This is a genomic window from Haloarcula regularis, from assembly GCF_029338315.1.
GTDB classification, from domain to species: domain Archaea; phylum Halobacteriota; class Halobacteria; order Halobacteriales; family Haloarculaceae; genus Haloarcula; species Haloarcula regularis.
Map to the genome: position 1 here is coordinate 911921 of NZ_CP119794.1, position 14769 is coordinate 926689.

General features: G+C 67.8%; 18 protein-coding genes. 8 read left to right on the top strand and 10 right to left on the bottom strand.

What is annotated here, in order from left to right; all coding sequences use genetic code 11:
• Complete coding sequence (gene tnpA / locus P1N55_RS04965) at window positions 1–390, bottom strand: IS200/IS605 family transposase (RefSeq protein WP_276277855.1); 390 nt, start codon at window positions 388–390, stop codon at window positions 1–3.
• Between the two features lie 234 nt (window positions 391–624).
• On the opposite strand from tnpA, the gene P1N55_RS04970 reads away from it, so the two are divergent.
• The 5 genes from P1N55_RS04970 to P1N55_RS04990 all read left to right on the top strand — a co-directional run bounded on the left by P1N55_RS04970 (window position 625) and on the right by P1N55_RS04990 (window position 4776).
• Window positions 625–1113: a 50S ribosomal protein L11 gene (locus P1N55_RS04970; protein ID WP_276277856.1), complete on the top strand. Its 489-nt coding sequence runs from the start codon at window positions 625–627 to the stop codon at window positions 1111–1113.
• Window positions 1114–1327: 214 nt separating this feature from the next.
• Window positions 1328–1966 carry a 50S ribosomal protein L1 gene (locus tag P1N55_RS04975; protein WP_276277857.1) on the top strand — a complete coding sequence of 213 codons (639 nt, stop codon included), beginning with the start codon at window positions 1328–1330 and terminating at the stop codon, window positions 1964–1966.
• 1 nt (window position 1967) lies between these two features.
• Window positions 1968–3014: a 50S ribosomal protein L10 gene (locus P1N55_RS04980; RefSeq protein WP_276277858.1), complete on the top strand. Its 1047-nt coding sequence runs from the start codon at window positions 1968–1970 to the stop codon at window positions 3012–3014.
• 26 nt (window positions 3015–3040) lie between these two features.
• Window positions 3041–3382: a 50S ribosomal protein P1 gene (gene rpl12p / locus P1N55_RS04985; protein ID WP_276277859.1), complete on the top strand. Its 342-nt coding sequence runs from the start codon at window positions 3041–3043 to the stop codon at window positions 3380–3382.
• Window positions 3383–3549: 167 nt separating this feature from the next.
• Window positions 3550–4776, top strand: a complete 1227-nt coding sequence (locus P1N55_RS04990) for a tripartite tricarboxylate transporter permease (protein ID WP_276277860.1) — start codon at window positions 3550–3552, stop codon at window positions 4774–4776.
• Here the strand turns inward: P1N55_RS04990 and corA are convergent.
• The 6 genes from corA to P1N55_RS05020 form a co-directional block, all read right to left on the bottom strand.
• Window positions 4771–5748, bottom strand: a complete 978-nt coding sequence (corA, locus tag P1N55_RS04995) for a magnesium/cobalt transporter CorA (protein WP_276277861.1) — start codon at window positions 5746–5748, stop codon at window positions 4771–4773. The genes P1N55_RS04990 and corA overlap by 6 nt on opposite strands.
• Entirely contained in the window at window positions 5745–5912 is a 168-nt protein-coding gene (locus P1N55_RS05000; protein ID WP_276277862.1) for a hypothetical protein, read from the bottom strand. Before P1N55_RS05000 ends, corA begins: the two co-directional genes overlap by 4 nt.
• A 46-nt stretch (window positions 5913–5958) precedes the next feature.
• A complete protein-coding gene (locus P1N55_RS05005) occupies window positions 5959–6594 on the bottom strand; it encodes a DUF6517 family protein (protein WP_276277863.1) in 636 nt (211 codons plus the stop codon).
• Between the two features lie 616 nt (window positions 6595–7210).
• Window positions 7211–7657, bottom strand: coding sequence for a hypothetical protein (locus tag P1N55_RS05010; RefSeq protein WP_276277864.1), 447 nt, complete (start codon window positions 7655–7657; stop codon window positions 7211–7213).
• 223 nt (window positions 7658–7880) lie between these two features.
• Window positions 7881–9359 (bottom strand): cysteine--tRNA ligase, encoded by a 1479-nt coding sequence (gene cysS / locus P1N55_RS05015; RefSeq protein WP_276277865.1) that lies wholly within the window; start codon window positions 9357–9359, stop codon window positions 7881–7883.
• Window positions 9360–9423: 64 nt separating this feature from the next.
• Complete coding sequence (locus tag P1N55_RS05020; RefSeq protein ID WP_276277866.1) at window positions 9424–9903, bottom strand: DUF7523 family protein; 480 nt, start codon at window positions 9901–9903, stop codon at window positions 9424–9426.
• 81 nt (window positions 9904–9984) lie between these two features.
• On the opposite strand from P1N55_RS05020, the gene P1N55_RS05025 reads away from it, so the two are divergent.
• Together P1N55_RS05025 and P1N55_RS05030 are read left to right on the top strand one after the other, a co-directional pair.
• Window positions 9985–10866 carry a CbiX/SirB N-terminal domain-containing protein gene (locus tag P1N55_RS05025; RefSeq protein WP_276277867.1) on the top strand — a complete coding sequence of 294 codons (882 nt, stop codon included), beginning with the start codon at window positions 9985–9987 and terminating at the stop codon, window positions 10864–10866.
• 53 nt (window positions 10867–10919) lie between these two features.
• Window positions 10920–12011, top strand: a complete 1092-nt coding sequence (locus P1N55_RS05030; protein ID WP_276277868.1) for a DR2241 family protein — start codon at window positions 10920–10922, stop codon at window positions 12009–12011.
• A gap of 1 nt (window position 12012) precedes the next feature.
• On the opposite strand, the gene P1N55_RS05035 is transcribed toward P1N55_RS05030, so the two are convergent.
• From P1N55_RS05035 to P1N55_RS05045, 3 genes are all read right to left on the bottom strand, one after another.
• The gene (locus P1N55_RS05035; protein WP_276277869.1) at window positions 12013–12576 is read right to left on the bottom strand and encodes a DUF7524 family protein; all 564 of its coding nucleotides are present in this window, start codon (window positions 12574–12576) and stop codon (window positions 12013–12015) included.
• A gap of 34 nt (window positions 12577–12610) precedes the next feature.
• Entirely contained in the window at window positions 12611–12805 is a 195-nt protein-coding gene (locus P1N55_RS05040; protein ID WP_276277870.1) for a methytransferase partner Trm112, read from the bottom strand.
• A gap of 68 nt (window positions 12806–12873) precedes the next feature.
• On the bottom strand, window positions 12874–14250 hold the full coding sequence (locus tag P1N55_RS05045) for an adenylosuccinate synthase (protein WP_276277871.1): 1377 nt from the start codon (window positions 14248–14250) through the stop codon (window positions 12874–12876).
• Window positions 14251–14446: 196 nt separating this feature from the next.
• Here P1N55_RS05045 and P1N55_RS05050 point away from each other — a divergent pair, with 196 nt between their 5' ends.
• Window positions 14447–14752 carry a hypothetical protein gene (locus P1N55_RS05050; RefSeq protein WP_135304560.1) on the top strand — a complete coding sequence of 102 codons (306 nt, stop codon included), beginning with the start codon at window positions 14447–14449 and terminating at the stop codon, window positions 14750–14752.
• Window positions 14753–14769: the final 17 nt, after the last annotated feature.

The following is a 14769-nucleotide window of genomic DNA, read 5'->3' on the forward strand; positions in this document are numbered from 1 at the left end:
CTACTCACCTGCTTGGGCGTCGATGTACTCCTCGATGACCTCACTGGATACGTCGCCCGCGCTGGAAACGAAGTACGAGCGCGTCCACAGGGACGGCAGGCCGAAGTCGAACTCGTCCCGAAGTCGGCGCGAGGAGTAGCCCTTGACCTGTTGCATTATCTTGTTCGGGGCGAGCGTCGGGTCGCCCGTGATGAACAGGTGTACGTGGTCGGGGCGAATCGCCAACTCCAGTATCTCTAAGCCGAGTTCGTCGGCTTTCCCCTCGATGAGTTCTTCGAGACGGTCACGTACCTCGCCTTCGAGTACTGACTTGCGATACTTCGGACACCAGATGAAGTGATACTGGAGTTTGTGGACGTTGGTACGTTCCCTGTCGAACCCACGAGGCATCGTCAGTATATAGAATTCACTCACCTAAAGATGTTATACAAGCATCCAACCTCTACCGTGGCTACGAGCGTGGAGAGATACCCAGTTGTCGGCTTCTTCCCACCCGTGAATGGGTGGGCTTTCGCCTCGCAACCGCTGTAACGGTCGCAGGTCGCCCGGTCCGGCCGTGTGTCGACCTCACGGGGGCGTCGATGAAACGCAATCCTTTAAACCGCCGAACGGGATTGCTGAGACATGGCTGGAACTATCGAAGTGCTCGTTCCCGGCGGCCAGGCCAACCCTGGCCCGCCGCTCGGTCCCGAACTGGGCCCGACCCCCGTGGACGTACAGGCAGTCGTCCAGGAGATCAACGACCAGACCGCAGCGTTCGACGGCACCGAAGTCCCCGTCACCGTCGAGTACGACGACGACGGCTCCTTTTCCATCGAGGTCGGCGTCCCGCCGACGGCCGAACTCATCAAGGACGAGGCCGGCTTCGAGACCGGGAGCGGCGAGCCCCAGAAGAACTTCGTCGCCGACCTCAGTGTCGATCAGGTCATCCAGATCGCCGAGCAGAAACACCCAGACCTGCTGGCTTACGACCTCAAGAACGCCGCGAAGGAGGTCGTCGGCACCTGTGCCTCCCTGGGCGTCACCATCGAGGGTAACGACCCCCGGGAGTTCAAGGAACGCATCGACAGCGGCGAGTACGACGACGTCTTCGGCGAAGCAGCCGAAGCGTAACGCCGACCCGACCTCCGGACTGCGATTTTGTTGTTCTCTCGCCCGACCAGTGGTGGGTCCGTCCCCCTCCCCGCGCCGGTATGTGACGGTCACACACCGTCTGCGGGGCGGTTCGACGCTTTTAAGTGTCACATCGGCCTCCACACGGACGAGACAGGCAACCGCCTGTTTCACTGACCCGTAGCAGCCGTTTGGCGTACTACGGAGGTGAACAATGGCAGACCAGGAAATAGAGAATGCAGTCTCTCGCGCACTCGAGGACGCACCTGAGCGGAACTTCCGCGAGACGGTCGACCTCGCAGTCAACCTGCGCGACTTAGATCTCAACGACCCGTCGAACCGCGTCGACGAGTCCGTCGTCCTCCCTGCCGGCACCGGCCAGGAGACCACCATCGTGGTCTTCGCCGAGGGCGAGACAGCCCTCCGTGCCGAGGAGGTCGCAGACGACGTACTCAGCCAGGACGAACTCGAGGAGCTCGGGGGCGACGACGACGCCGCCAAGGAGCTCGCAAACGAGACCGACTTCTTCATCGCAGAGACGAACATGATGCAGGACATCGGTCGCTACCTCGGGACCGTCCTCGGTCCGCGCGGCAAGATGCCGGAACCGCTCGACCCCGACGACGACGTCGTCGAGGTCGTCAACCGAATGAAAAACACCGTGCAGCTGCGCAGCGGTGAACGTCGAACCTTCCACACCCGCGTGGGTGCCGAGGACATGTCCGCCGAGGACATCGCCGACAACATCGACGTCATCCTCCGCCGCCTGCACGCCGACCTCGAGAAGGGGCCGCTCAACATCGACACCGTCTACGTCAAGACGACGATGGGCCCGGCCGTGGAGGTGGCCTGATATGAGCGCCGAGAGCGAACGCAAGACAGAGACCATCCCACAGTGGAAACAGGAAGAGGTCGACGCCCTCGTCGAGACCATCGAGTCCTACGAGAGCGTCGGCGTGGTCAACATCGCGGGCATCCCGTCCCGCCAGCTCCAGGACATGCGCCGTGACCTGCACGGCACTGCGGAACTGCGCGTCTCCCGGAACACGCTGCTCCGGCGGGCCCTCGAGGAAGTCGACGAGGGCGTCGAGGACCTCACCCAGTTCGTCGAGGGCCAGGTCGGCCTCATCGGGACGAACGACAACCCGTTCTCGCTGTTCCAGGAACTGGAGGCATCGAAGACGCCGGCCCCCATCAGCGCCGGCGAGATCGCCCCGAACGACATCGTGATCCCCGAGGGCGACACCGGCGTCGACCCCGGCCCGTTCGTCGGCGAACTCCAGAGCGTCGGGGCCGACGCGCGCATCCAGGACGGGTCCATCCAGGTCCTCTCGGACTCGACCGTGCTCGACGCGGGCGAGGAGGTCTCCCAGGAGCTCTCGAACGTCCTCAGCGAGCTCGGCATCGAACCGAAGGAGGTCGGGCTCGACCTCCGCGGCGTCTTCGCGGACGGCGTGCTGTTCGAACCCGAGGAACTCGAGCTGGACATCGACGAGTACGAGGCAGACATCTCGGCCGCGGCCAGTCGGGCCTTCAACCTCTCGGTCAACGCCGAGTTCCCGACGGCCCAGACGGTCCCGACGATGCTCCAGACGGCCAGCGGCGAGGCCAAGAGCCTCGCGCTCCAGGCCGCCATCGAGGACCCAGAGGTCGTCCCCGACCTCGTGAGCAAGGCCGACGCGCAGCTGCGCGCGCTCGCTGCCCAGATCGAGGACACGGAGGCGCTGCCCGACGAGCTCCAGGACGTGGAGGTCGCCGCGGCACCCGAGGAATCGGCTGACAAAGACGACGAGGACACCGCAGACGAGGACGCCGGCGACGACGTCGACGCCGAGGCCGAGGCGGCCGAGGACGACGATGACGACGACGACGCTGGCGACGCGCTCGGAGCGATGTTCTAACCACCCACACACCACATCACAGAACAATGGAATACGTTTACGCTGCACTCATCCTGAACGAATCGGGCGAAGAGATCAACGAAGACAACCTGACCGGCGTGCTCGAGGCCGCCGGCGTCGACGTCGAGGAGTCCCGCGTCAAGGCGCTCGTCGCCGCGCTGGAGGACGTCGACATCGACGAGGCCGTCGAGCAGGCCGCCGCTGCACCCGTCGCCGCGAGCGGCGGGGCCGCAGAGACCGCCGACGAGAGCGCCGACGAGGGCGCCGACGAGGCCGACGAGGAAGAGGCCGCCGACGAGGCCGACGAGGAAGACGAGGACGAAGACGACGACGCCGGCGGCGAGGGCCTCGGCGAGCTCTTCGGCTAAGCCGTCACCACCAGCGAACGACATTTTCTTCGACGCTGCCCCGCACAGCGATGCGTCGGGCGAGTGTCCGATCGTGGACGTCACAGCGCCACGCGACAGACAGATGCCGGGACTACCACACCGGCCAGTGCTGAGGTTCAAGTACCGGGACGGGACCAGGGGCGCGTATGCTCCCGGTCAGACTCTCGGGCGACCCCGTCGCGACGGCGACGCTGCTGGCGGCGGTGGCCGGGGGCGTCTGCCTCGGCACCGTCAGCGGCCTCGTGCCGGGCTTGCACGCGAACACGTTCGCGCTCCTGCTCGCCGCCACTGCCGGCGCCGTCCCGGGCCCGCGCCGCTACGTCGGGGCGGCGATGCTGGCTGCCGGCGTCGTCCACACCTTCCTGGACGTCGTGCCGGCGCTGGCACTGGGCGTCCCGGACCCCGCGATGGCCGCCGGCGCACTCCCGGGCCACCGACTCGTCGTCGAGGGCCGGGGCCGCGAAGCGCTGCGCCTCTCGGCCGTCGGGAGCGCCGGCGCCGTCGTGCTGGCGGCGCCACTCGCACTGCCGGTCACGGCCGCGATGGTCGAACTCTATCCGCTGGTCGAGGCCCACCGCTCGCTGGTCCTGGGCGGGGTGGCGGCGCTGCTCGTCGCCACCGAGCGCGACGCCAGAGCGAAGGTTGGAGCCTGCTGTTCGCTCGCGGCCAGCGGGGGCCTGGGGCTGCTCGTCCTCGACGCCGAGGTGACGTCGCTGCTTCCCGTCGCGGACGTCCTCGTGGCGCTGTTCGCGGGGCTGTTCGGCGCGCCCGTGTTGCTCGCGGCCATCGACGGCGAGGGCGTCCCCGCACAGGCCGACGCGACGGTGACGACCCCCCAGCAGACGGTGGCCGAGCTCGTCGTCGTCGGGACGCTGTGTGGGGCGGTCGTCGGCTACCTGCCGGGTGTCTCCAGCGCCGTGGCGGCGACCCTGGCGCTCGGGCTGACCGCCGACGGCGGCCCGCGGGCGTTCGTGGTCACGACCAGCGGCGTGAACACGGCGACGGCGGTGTTCGCGCTCTTTGCGCTCATCGCGCTCGGCGAACCGCGCACCGGCGTCCTCGTCGCGATGGAACGGGCCAGTGTCCCGCTCGCGCTCCCCCCGCTGCTGACCGCGGTGGTCCTCGCCACCGTCGCCGGCGCCGTGCTGGTGCCGGTGCTCGGTGACCGGTACCTGCGGACCGTCGGTCGACTGGACCCCGCACGCCTCTCGCTTTCGGTCCTGGCCGCGCTTGGCGTCCTCTCGTGGGTCTTCGCCGGGGCCGTCGGCGTCGGCGCGTTCGGCGCGGCGACGCTCGTGGGCCACGTCCCACCGCACTTCGGGACGCGACGGGCGACGCTGATGGGGGTGTTGCTCGTCCCGCTGACCCTATAGGTAGCCCCGTCGGCGGAAGTGCGCGAGCATGACGGCCACGATGAGCGCCATCCCGATCATCGTCGCCGGGTAGCCGTAGGTCCATGCGAGCTCGGGCATGTTGTAGGGGCTGTCCGCGAAGTTCATCCCGTAGACGCCGGCGACGAACGTCAGCGGGATGAATATCGTCGCGACGACGGTCAGCACCTTCATCACCTCGTTGGTCGACTGCGAGAGCGTGTTCAGGTAGATGTCGCGGGCGCCCGCCACCAGGTCCCGGTAGGTCTCGGTCAGGTCGACGACCTGGACCAGGTGGTCGTAGACGTCCCGGAAGTACTTCTCCGTCTCGGGGGCGACCTGGGCCGGGTCGCCGCGGGCGAGGACGCCGACGGCCTCGCGGGCCGGCCAGGCCTGCTTGCGGAAGGACAGCAGGTCCCGGCGGACGTCGTTTATCTTCTCGAGGGTCTCGCGGTCCGTGGAGACGGTGACCGCCTCCTCGATCTCCTCGATGTCGGTCTCGATCTCGTCTAAGAGGTCGAAGTAGCCGTCGACGATGACGTCCAGCACACGGTAGGCGGTGAAGTCGGCGCCGCGGTGGAGCAGGCGCTCGTCGCCCCGCGAGACGGCGTCGAGGACGCGCTGGACCGGCCGTGCCGCGCCCGGCGAGACGGTGACTACCCAGTCGTCGCCGACGAAGACGCCGACCGGCGTCGTCTGGACCTCCTTCTCGAAGGTCGTCTCGCCCGGCGAGAGCGTCGCGACTTTCAGCAGGACGAACGTGTAGTCGCTGAACTCCTCGGTCTTGGCCCGGGCGTGGTTCCGGACGTCGTCGATGGGCAGCGGGTGGAGGTCGAACGCGTCCCGAATCGCGTCGAGTTCGCTCTCGGTGACCGACGTGGCGTGCACCCAGGTCGTCCCCAGGGCGCGACGGGCCGCCGAGAGGTCGTCGTAGGCGACCGCCTCCTCGTCGGCGTAGACCACGGCGGAGATCACGGTTCGGTCCCCCCCTGGGCGCGGCCGACAGTCAGAAGCGTCAGGCCGAGCATCAGCGCCGTCAGCGAGAACGCCCGGCCCGAGTACGGCACGAGGACGCCGACGGCGTATCCCCCGAGACCGACGGCGGTGAGCAGTGCCCCAGCGATTGCTGCCGTGTGCATACCGGCTACTCTCCGGCCGGGCAGAAAACGGTACGCCCCGGTGGCGTCAGGAGGTGGGATGCTGGATAGCGCCCATGAGCGTGTCGACCCGGTCTCGCTCGTCGATGCGCTCGGGGTGGACGGCGATGGCGACGATCACGTCGCCATCGTGTTCGAAACTGGTGACGTGCAGGCGGACGTCTATCTCCTGGCCCTGGACCTCCGAGGTGCCGGTGAACTCGCTGACAGTGCGGTCCTCGCCGAGTATCTGGACGGTCCGGTTGCCCTCGCTCGCGACGTCGCTGATGCGCCCGGAGCGCTGGACGAGTCGCTCGGCGAGGCGGCGGTTGGACTGGCTCGCGAGCGGGTTCAGCGACTGACCGGCGACGGTCGCCCCGGGCGTCGAGAGGACGATGAGCCGGGCCAGCTCAAGCTCACCCAGTGGCCCGAGTTCGACCGAGCGGTTGTACTCGGCGACGTGGTTCGTGATTCTGACCGTCCGTTCCTGCCCGACGACGGACACGTTCCGGGTCACGGTCTGTGCCTCGGCGCGGGCCTCGTCGTAGCCGGTCGTCTCGAGCGCCGCGTCGTCGACCGCCGCGGGCTCGGCCTCGAAGGCGACGGTTTCGCCGGTGATGAGACCAACACAGCCGGAGGAGACGACGAGGAGGGCGACGAGCGCGGTGAGGAGTTCGGTTCGCATGGTGTGCCTACCAGACGCCCCGTGGTGTAAAAAAAGAACACGTGTCGGACATCGGCCCGGATCGGGCAGAGCCAGTCAGCTAGGGGACCCGTCCCAGAGCGGTTGCTGCGCTCGATTGGGGGTGTTGGCGACAGTCACTCGGCTACGAGCTCACTCGGGTCAGATGGTCACACCAGTCGAGGACAGCGAGGCCACGACGAGCAGCAGTCCGAGTGCCAGGAGGATGCGGACCGGCCGCGAGTTTGCGTAGAACAGGTTCATCGTACGTTCCACTGACGTGCAGGGAAGGTATTGGTATACACCTCCTGTCAGGACCCGAGCCACGGAAGGGCGGTGGTCGGCGTGACGGAAGTCGTTGCTTACAACCCGAGGGCGATGCCGTCGTGCGCGCTCGGTACCCGGACACCGAGCGCCGCGAGCTCGTCGTGTAATTCGTCGCCCGGCACGGCTTCCTAGCCTCGCAGTCCCGTCTTCGTGCCTGGGTGTAACCGGCTCGCCACTGACGGGACCAGCACGTTCCGATGACAGAATCGAGAGGACGCCCGGATCCCCCTTGAATCGGAGTCACAGGCGTTACGGGGCCGAGTACGTCGGTGAAGATCTCGATCGGAAGCTATCAGAACAGGCTCGCCAGCACGTTGATTACGGCCCATTTCAGTGAGTTGACGACCCCGATGCCGTCAATCCGGATGTCCCCGTCCATGAGAGCGTTCTGGAACGCGGTCGTGGGGGTGTTCGATTCGAGAATCCTGTCGATGGTCGCCCGGTCAGTCGTCATCTTCAGCGTCGCGTCGTCACGAGTCCCCTGTTCGAGCTCCTGAATCTGGAGTTGCGCGTTCATTCGGAACGACGCAGTGCCTTGCGTGCCGTCTGCGTCGGTGACAATTAGATTCACGCGCTCGTTTTTCAGCTGGTCGGCGGCGATGCCGAGGTCACTCGCGTCGACGTTCTCGTTGTACGTCGAGACGAATCCCCCGAAGCTCCCGAACATCTCGTCGGCCCACGCCGGCTGGTCGGATTGCGCGAGGGCTGGGGCGACCCCGAACGACGCGACCGAGACCACGACGAACGTCGCAATCAGGAGCCGGACGGATTGAGAACTACTTGGTAAGCATTTCATAACGACCCTAGGTACGCCGATAGAGTATATAAATTCGTGCTGACGCGTGATAGCAGTCGTCGGCAACACAGCACAGCGAGCCGGCCCTGGGCGTGTCGGGACGTCGCTCCAACGACCCCAAAAGCACCAGATCCGACGAAAAGACGACGGTAGGGGTGCCGATACCTCAGAGCCGGTAGGTGGGACCGTCGTCGGTGTCTTGCACCTCGACGCCGAGTGCCTCGAGTTCGCCGCGCAGGTCGTCGGCCCGCTCGTAGTTTCCGGCCTCCCGCTCCTGCTCGCGGACCTCGAGAATGAGTTCGACGAGGTCGCCGGCGATGGTCACCTCGCCGTCGTCGCGCTCGCCGAAGGACAGGCCAAGCACGGTCCCGCCCAGGTCCTCGAAGGCCTCGACGGCTCGCCGCAGGCCGCGGTAGTCGTAGCGGTCGTGGGCGTCGACGTGGGTGTTGACGGCGGCGGTGAGGTCGAGCAGCGCCGTCGTCGCCTCGCGGGTGTTGAAATCGTCGTTCATCGCCGCCTCGAAGTCCGCGCGGACCTCCTCGACGGCCGACCTGAGCGCCTCGTCCGCGACCGTCGCGTACGCCTCGACGTCGTCGCAGGCCTCGACGGCGCGTTCGTAACCCCGCTGGAGGCGGTCCCAGCGCTCCTGGGCCTCGGCGATGGTCGCCTCGCTGTAGACGGCGCTGGAGCTGTAGGCCGTCGAGAGCAGGAACGTCCGGAGGACGTCCGGACCGAACTCCGCGACGGCGTCGCTGACGGTGAAGTAGTTGCCCAGCGAGGAGGACATCTTCTCGCCTTTCGTCTCCAGCAGACGGACGTGGAGCCAGTACGTCGCGAACTGCTCGCCGGTCGCGGCCTCGCTCTGGGCAACCTCGTTCTCGTGGTGGGGGAAGACGAGGTCCTGGCCGCCGACGTGGACGTCGATGGACTCGTCTAAGTGGGTCATCGACATCGCGGAGCACTCGATGTGCCAGCCCGGCCGTCCCTCGCCCCACGGCGAGTCCCAGGTCTGGGCCGTCTCGCAGGCCTCCGCGGCCGGTGCGGCCTCGGGGTGCTGGTGTTCCTCGATGTCCGCGGGGGTGACGCCGCCGGCCTTCCAGAGCGCGAAGTCGGCCGGGTGGCGCTTCTCCGACTCGGCGGTCTCGCCCTGTGACTCGATGTCCTCGACGGTCTGATTCGACAGTTTGCCGTAGTCCTCGAAGCTGCGAACGTCGAAGTACACCGAGCCGTTGGCCTCGTAGGCGTGGCCCGACTCGACGAGGCGCTCTACGAGCGAGATGATCTCCGGGACGTGTTCGGAGACCCGGGGGTAGACCTCAGCGCGCTCTAAGTTCAGCGAGCGCATGTCCTCGATGACCTGCTGGACGTAGTGACGGGCGACGTCGGCCTCGCTGTCACCGTCCTCGCCGACGCGGGCGACGATCTTCTCGTTGACGTCGGTGAAGTTCTCGACGTGACGGACGTCGTAGCCCAGGTGTTCGAGCCAGCGACACATCACGTCGACGTGGACCCACCCGCGGGCGTGGCCCAGATGGGGCGGGTCCGACGTCGTCAGCCCGCAGTAGTACAGCAGCACCGAGTCGGGGTCGCGCGGCTCGAAGGGCTCTTTCTCGCCGGTCAGCGTGTTCGTCACGCGCAGCGTCATTAGCAGGAGGGTCTGTCCGCGCCCGCTTTAACTCGTCGGATGCCCCGCGCGGTCGCTACGGGCGCTACCGGCCGACCGCGGCCTCTACGAGACGGAGCGTGTCCGGCCCGTCGCGACGTTCGACGACGACAACCAGCGTCTCGCCGCCGACCGCGGCGGCCTCGACGTCGACGTCCGCGGTTCCAGACCGGCCGAGCACGTCGGCCAGCGCCGCCCCGGAGAGGTCACCGGTGGCGACGACGGCCGTCAGTGACCCGGCGTCGCGCCCGAAGCGCGCGTCACCGACGACCAGCAACGGGTCCGTCGTCTCCGCGTCCACGGGCCCCAGGCCGGTTTCCATCGACACGCGCGCCTCGCCCGCGGGCGGACTGTACTCCGGCAACTCCTCGGCGAACCGGCGCAACGCCGTCGCGACGGCGTCTACCTCACCGTCGACGTCGAGCGTCCTGGCGGCGGCGGTGTAGTTGACGACACCCGCCCGGAGCGCATCATAGAGGAAGGGGCGCGCCCGGACGGCGTCGCGCGTCTCGCTCGCGAGTGACATACCCGACCTGACGCCGGTGGGGACAAACCCGTGCGACTCGCGGGCGAAGCCCCTATGAACGGTTCGTCCTAATCCCGAGGTATGGCTCCAGCGCTCGTCATCGCCGCCCACGGCTCGCACCTGAACGCCGAGTCGAGCACGCCGACCTACACCCACGCGGACACCATCCGCGCGACCGGCGCGTTCGCGGAGGTCCGGGAGTCGTTCTGGAAGGAAGAACCGTCGTTCCGAGAGGCGCTGCGGACCGTCGACGCCGACGAGGTGTACCTCGTCCCGCTCTTTATCTCGGAGGGCTACTTCACCGAGCAGGTCATCCCCCGGGAGTTCCGCCTCGGGGGCTGGGACCCGGACCTGTGGAGCTCCGACGGGACGAGCGCCACGCACGCGACGCTCACCGCCGATGACACCGGGCAGACCGTCCACTACTGCGGCCCGGTGGGGACCCACGACGCGATGAGCGACGTCATCGTCCAGCGCGCCGAGTCGGTCACCGGCGACCCCGACATCGGCGAGGGCGTTGGCCTGGCGGTGGTCGGCCACGGCACCGAGCGCAACGAGAACTCCGCGAAGGCCATCGAGTACCACGCCGGCCGCATCCGCGACCGGGGCCGCTTCGACGAGGTACAGGCGCTGTTCATGGACGAGGACCCGGAGGTCGACGACGTCACTGAGTACTTCGAGAGCGACGACATCGTCGTCGTCCCCCTGTTCATCGCCGACGGCTTCCACACCCAGGAGGACATCCCCGAGGATATGGGCCTGACCGACGACTACCGGCTGGGCTACGACGTCCCCACGGCCGTCGACGGCCACGACATCTGGTACGCCGGCGCGGTGGGGACCGAACCCCTGATGGCCGACGTCGTGCTCGAACGGGCCGCCGACGCCGGGGCAGACGTCGAAGCCGCCATCGAACAGGTCCGCGAGCGGACCAGCGGCGCGAACCCCGCCGCCGGGGACTGACCGGGGCTGTCTCAGACCGACTCGTTTTTTTCGCGGGAGCCCTGTCTCCCGGTATGCACGGCGACCACGTGGACGCGCTGGTGGCGACCGCTCCCGACGGCATCGCCTTCGACGACCTTCGCGTCGACCGAGAGGGGGACCGCTACGCGTTCGAGACGCCCGAGGAGACCCACGGCGCGCTGAACGAGGACGACCTGCGTGCCGTGGCCGCCGACTCCCCCTTCGTCCGTAACTGGTACTTCTGGCACGCCGTCGCGCCACAGAAGGCCGACCGCTGGGCGTTCCTCCGGTGGCTCGAGGACGCCGAGGAGACGGCCCTGGAGCGTCGCCTCGAGAACCTGGCCGACGGCGTGGTCTCCGAGTGGGGCCAGCTTCGGGTCACCGCGACTGTCGACGACGGGGGCGAACGCCGGTACCACGTCCGCCACGTCGACGACGCGCGGGCGGACCCCGCCGCCCTGACTGCCCACGAGGACCCGCGGGCGGCCCGCGACCTCGCGAAACACGACGAGCGGGGGCGCTACCGCCCGCTGAAGTCGGCCCCGACGCTCCGGACCGGGTGGCGCTTTGCCGACCGCTCGGCAGCCGACCTCGTCGAGACGGTCGAGACGTTCTACCCGGCGTCGGTCGCCAACTGGCACCGCGAGCGCGAGGGCGAGCTCGACGTCACCCACTGGCACGAGACGGTCGAGCGACAGACCGGCATCTACGGCGTCGTCCAGACCTGGGACCGCGGCGAGGGCTACGAACACGTCAACTGGGTGGCCGAGGCCTGCTGTGCCGACTCGCAGTGTCTGAAGCGCCGCGAGTGGCACTACGACGACGAGACCGAGCTCGACGTGGACGGCGGCGACGGCGTCGTCCCGTGTCGCGAGCCCTGCTCGGTGGTCATCGCGGCCGCCCGGCAGTGGACGAAACTCGAGAGCGAGGAGTCCCGGACCTACGAGTTCGAGCTCACGCCCAGCGAGAAAGAACAGGTCGAGGGCATCGTCGACGCCGTGGCAGACGGAAGCGTCGGCGACATCCGCGAGGCCGACGTCTACGAGGACGCGAACCGCTACCGGGCACGGTTCCTCCGGGCGAAGCGGTTCGACGGCGAGGGCAACCTGAGCGGCGCCCCCACCGACCGCGACGGCGGGGAGTGAGTCACCCCGACCCGCGGACGTACAGCGCCAGGAGCGCGGCGCCGACGACGGCGAGCGACCCCAGGAGGAGCCCGACGTTGTCGAAGACGACGACGGCGACGACGGCAAAGAGCAGGGCGACGCCTCCCAGCGCGAGTACCGGGACCGACTGGTCCTCCGGGAGCAGCGAGCCCGTCCCCTGCTCGGGCCCTGGTTGCGGTTTCGAGAGCGACTCGTCGACCAGGACCGACTCCTCGCCGGCCGCGGGTTCGTGTATCTCGACGTCGACGTAGCGCGTCTGGGCCCCGTAGCCCGTGACCACCTTGAGCGAGCCCCTGACCGGGAACGACGCCTCCTCGTCGACCTCGATGCGGACCCGCCGCTCCGACTCCCCGTCGACGTAGTGGTTCGATGCCGCCAGCGTCGCCGCCGCCGACAGGTCGTCGTCGATGTGCAGGTGCACGTGGAGCGCCTCGCCGTGGTTGACGACGCGGACGTCGAAGCTCCCGTCGGCCTCGAAGGCCGTCGGAACCTCCAGTCCGTGGAGCTCCTGACGGTTGACGTGCACGGGCAGGGCGTCTGTCACATAGTTGACTCCGGCGCGACAGGTAAAAAAAGGTTCAGGCGGGGGCTTCGTCGCGCATGTCCGGCGGGAGGAGGTTGGGGATGCCGTCCTCGATGGGGAACGCCTCGCCACACTCGGTGCAGACGAGTTCGCCGGTGAGTATCTCCTCGTCCTCACGCTCCTCGACGGTGAGTTCGAGGGCGTGTTTGTCCAGCGGACAGCAGATGATGTCCATCAGGTCCTCTTTCATACGTCGGGGGTGGGCTGGTGGCCGCAAAAGTCTGCCGCTCTCCCGAAGGTCGGGGGTGCGAGCGCCGTCTAGAAGGGGTGTTCGCGGACGATGGTCTCGCCGCGGCCGGGCCCGACGCCGATGGCGTAGGCCGGCGTGTCGAGCTCGTCCTCGATGTACTCGACGTAGGCCCGTGCGTTCTCGGGCAGCGCGTCGTAGCCCTCGTCGGCTACCGCGCCCCAGTCCACGTCGTCCCAGCCATCGAAGGTCCGGTGAGTCGCCTCACAGCGGGCCCACTGTTCGGTGGTGGACGGCATCGTGGACAGTTCCTCGCCGTCGAGCGTGTAGGTGTGGCCGACCTTGACCTCGTCCAGCCCGCCGAGCACGTCCAGGTGGTTGATGGCGAGGCCGTCGAATCCGGAGACGCGGGTCGCGTGGCGCAGCATCGGCATGTCGAGCCAGCCGACCCGTCGGGGCCGTCCGGTGACGGTGCCGTACTCGCCGCCCTCCTCGCGGATGTAGTGGGCCAGCTCCTCCTCGGGGCCCTCCTCGTCGCCCTCGTAGCCCGGCGTGTCGCCGACGACGCCGCCGAGTTCGGTCGGCAGCGGGCCGCTGCCGACCCGGGTGAGGTAGGCCTTCACGATACCGACGACGTCGCCGCCGCCGACGACTCCAGGGCTCAGGCCGGTGCCGACGGCCGCGCCGCCGGCGGTGGGGTTCGAGGAGGTGACGAAGGGGTAGTTCCCGTGGTCGATGTCGATGATGGTCCCCTGGGCGCCCTCGATCATCACGTTCTGGCCGTCGGCCATCGCCGCCGAGAGGAACTCGCCGGCGTTGACGGTCATCCCGTTGTCCTCGAAGCGGCGGCCGTACTCGCGGAACTCCTCGAAGAGCGCGTCGACGTCGAAGGCCTCGGGATCCTCGAGGTCATCGAGATCGACGCCGTAGACCTCCTCGGCCAGCGCGCGCTTCTGCGGGACGGCGTACTCGAGTCGCTCCCGGAGGACGTCGGGGGCCAACAGGTCCCCGATACGGACGCCCCGGCGGCCGGCCTTGTCCTCGTATGTCGGGCCGATGCCCCGGCCGGTGGTCCCGACCTCCTGGTCGTCCTCGCTCTTTACCTCCTCCTCGATGCCGTCGAGGACGCGGTGGTACGGGAGGATGACGTGGGCGCGCTCCGCGACGCGGACGTCGGGGTCGAGGCCACGTTGCTGCAGCGTGTCGATCTCGTCGAACAGCGTCCGCGGGTTGACGACGCACCCGTTGCCGAGCACGCCGACCTTGCCGCGGATGGCTCCGCTCGGGACGAGCGAGAGCTTGTACTCCTCGCCCTCGTGGACGACGGTGTGGCCGGCGTTGTCGCCGCCCTGGTAGCGGGCAACGACGTCAGCGTCGTCGCCATACAGGTCGACGATGCCGCCCTTCCCTTCGTCGCCGAGCTGTGAGCCGACGATGGTTACGGTCATCGCACGACCATTCCGCCCACCGTGGTAAACAGATTACGGTCCGAACGCCCGGTTCGCTGCCCGTCGCCGGCTGTCAGCCGTTCACATGTGAACGGTTGCGATGGCTTTATCACGCCGCTGTCCGTAGAAAACAACCGGCAAAGGCGGGTAGAGGAGGGTAACTTTTAAACCCCGCAAACACAAGTTAACAATTGCCATGATAGACAGGCTTGAGAAGGAAGTAGACATGCTGGAGCGACACCTCCAGGTGCTCCGCATGGTGATTGAGAACGAGCCTATCGGTATCGTGAAGATGTCCAACGAGACTGGATATCCCCACCACAAGGTTCGCTACTCGCTGCGCGTGCTCGAGGAGGAGAACCTCATCGAGCCCTCCAGCCAGGGTGCAATCACCACCGAGCAGACCGGCGAGTTCGTCGACGACTTAGACGAGAAGATCGACGAGATCATCGAGAAGCTCGAGGGCATGAAGATCGAAGACGCCGCCGAGATAGAAGGTTAGGACGACTGTTTTCGTCT

Excerpts from the sequence above, each read along its gene's own strand:
- tnpA (WP_276277855.1), bottom strand. The coding sequence starts at position 390 with ATGCCTCGTGGGTTCGACAGGGAACGTACCAACGTCCACAAACTCCAG.
- P1N55_RS04970 (WP_276277856.1), top strand. The coding sequence starts at position 625 with ATGGCTGGAACTATCGAAGTGCTCGTTCCCGGCGGCCAGGCCAACCCT.
- P1N55_RS04975 (WP_276277857.1), top strand. The coding sequence starts at position 1,328 with ATGGCAGACCAGGAAATAGAGAATGCAGTCTCTCGCGCACTCGAGGAC.
- P1N55_RS04980 (WP_276277858.1), top strand. The coding sequence starts at position 1,968 with ATGAGCGCCGAGAGCGAACGCAAGACAGAGACCATCCCACAGTGGAAA.
- rpl12p (WP_276277859.1), top strand. The coding sequence starts at position 3,041 with ATGGAATACGTTTACGCTGCACTCATCCTGAACGAATCGGGCGAAGAG.
- P1N55_RS04990 (WP_276277860.1), top strand. The coding sequence starts at position 3,550 with ATGCTCCCGGTCAGACTCTCGGGCGACCCCGTCGCGACGGCGACGCTG.
- P1N55_RS05000 (WP_276277862.1), bottom strand. The coding sequence starts at position 5,912 with ATGCACACGGCAGCAATCGCTGGGGCACTGCTCACCGCCGTCGGTCTC.
- P1N55_RS05005 (WP_276277863.1), bottom strand. The coding sequence starts at position 6,594 with ATGCGAACCGAACTCCTCACCGCGCTCGTCGCCCTCCTCGTCGTCTCC.
- cysS (WP_276277865.1), bottom strand. The coding sequence starts at position 9,359 with ATGACGCTGCGCGTGACGAACACGCTGACCGGCGAGAAAGAGCCCTTC.
- P1N55_RS05020 (WP_276277866.1), bottom strand. The coding sequence starts at position 9,903 with ATGTCACTCGCGAGCGAGACGCGCGACGCCGTCCGGGCGCGCCCCTTC.
- P1N55_RS05025 (WP_276277867.1), top strand. The coding sequence starts at position 9,985 with ATGGCTCCAGCGCTCGTCATCGCCGCCCACGGCTCGCACCTGAACGCC.
- P1N55_RS05030 (WP_276277868.1), top strand. The coding sequence starts at position 10,920 with ATGCACGGCGACCACGTGGACGCGCTGGTGGCGACCGCTCCCGACGGC.
- P1N55_RS05040 (WP_276277870.1), bottom strand. The coding sequence starts at position 12,805 with ATGAAAGAGGACCTGATGGACATCATCTGCTGTCCGCTGGACAAACAC.
- P1N55_RS05045 (WP_276277871.1), bottom strand. The coding sequence starts at position 14,250 with ATGACCGTAACCATCGTCGGCTCACAGCTCGGCGACGAAGGGAAGGGC.
- P1N55_RS05050 (WP_135304560.1), top strand. The coding sequence starts at position 14,447 with ATGATAGACAGGCTTGAGAAGGAAGTAGACATGCTGGAGCGACACCTC.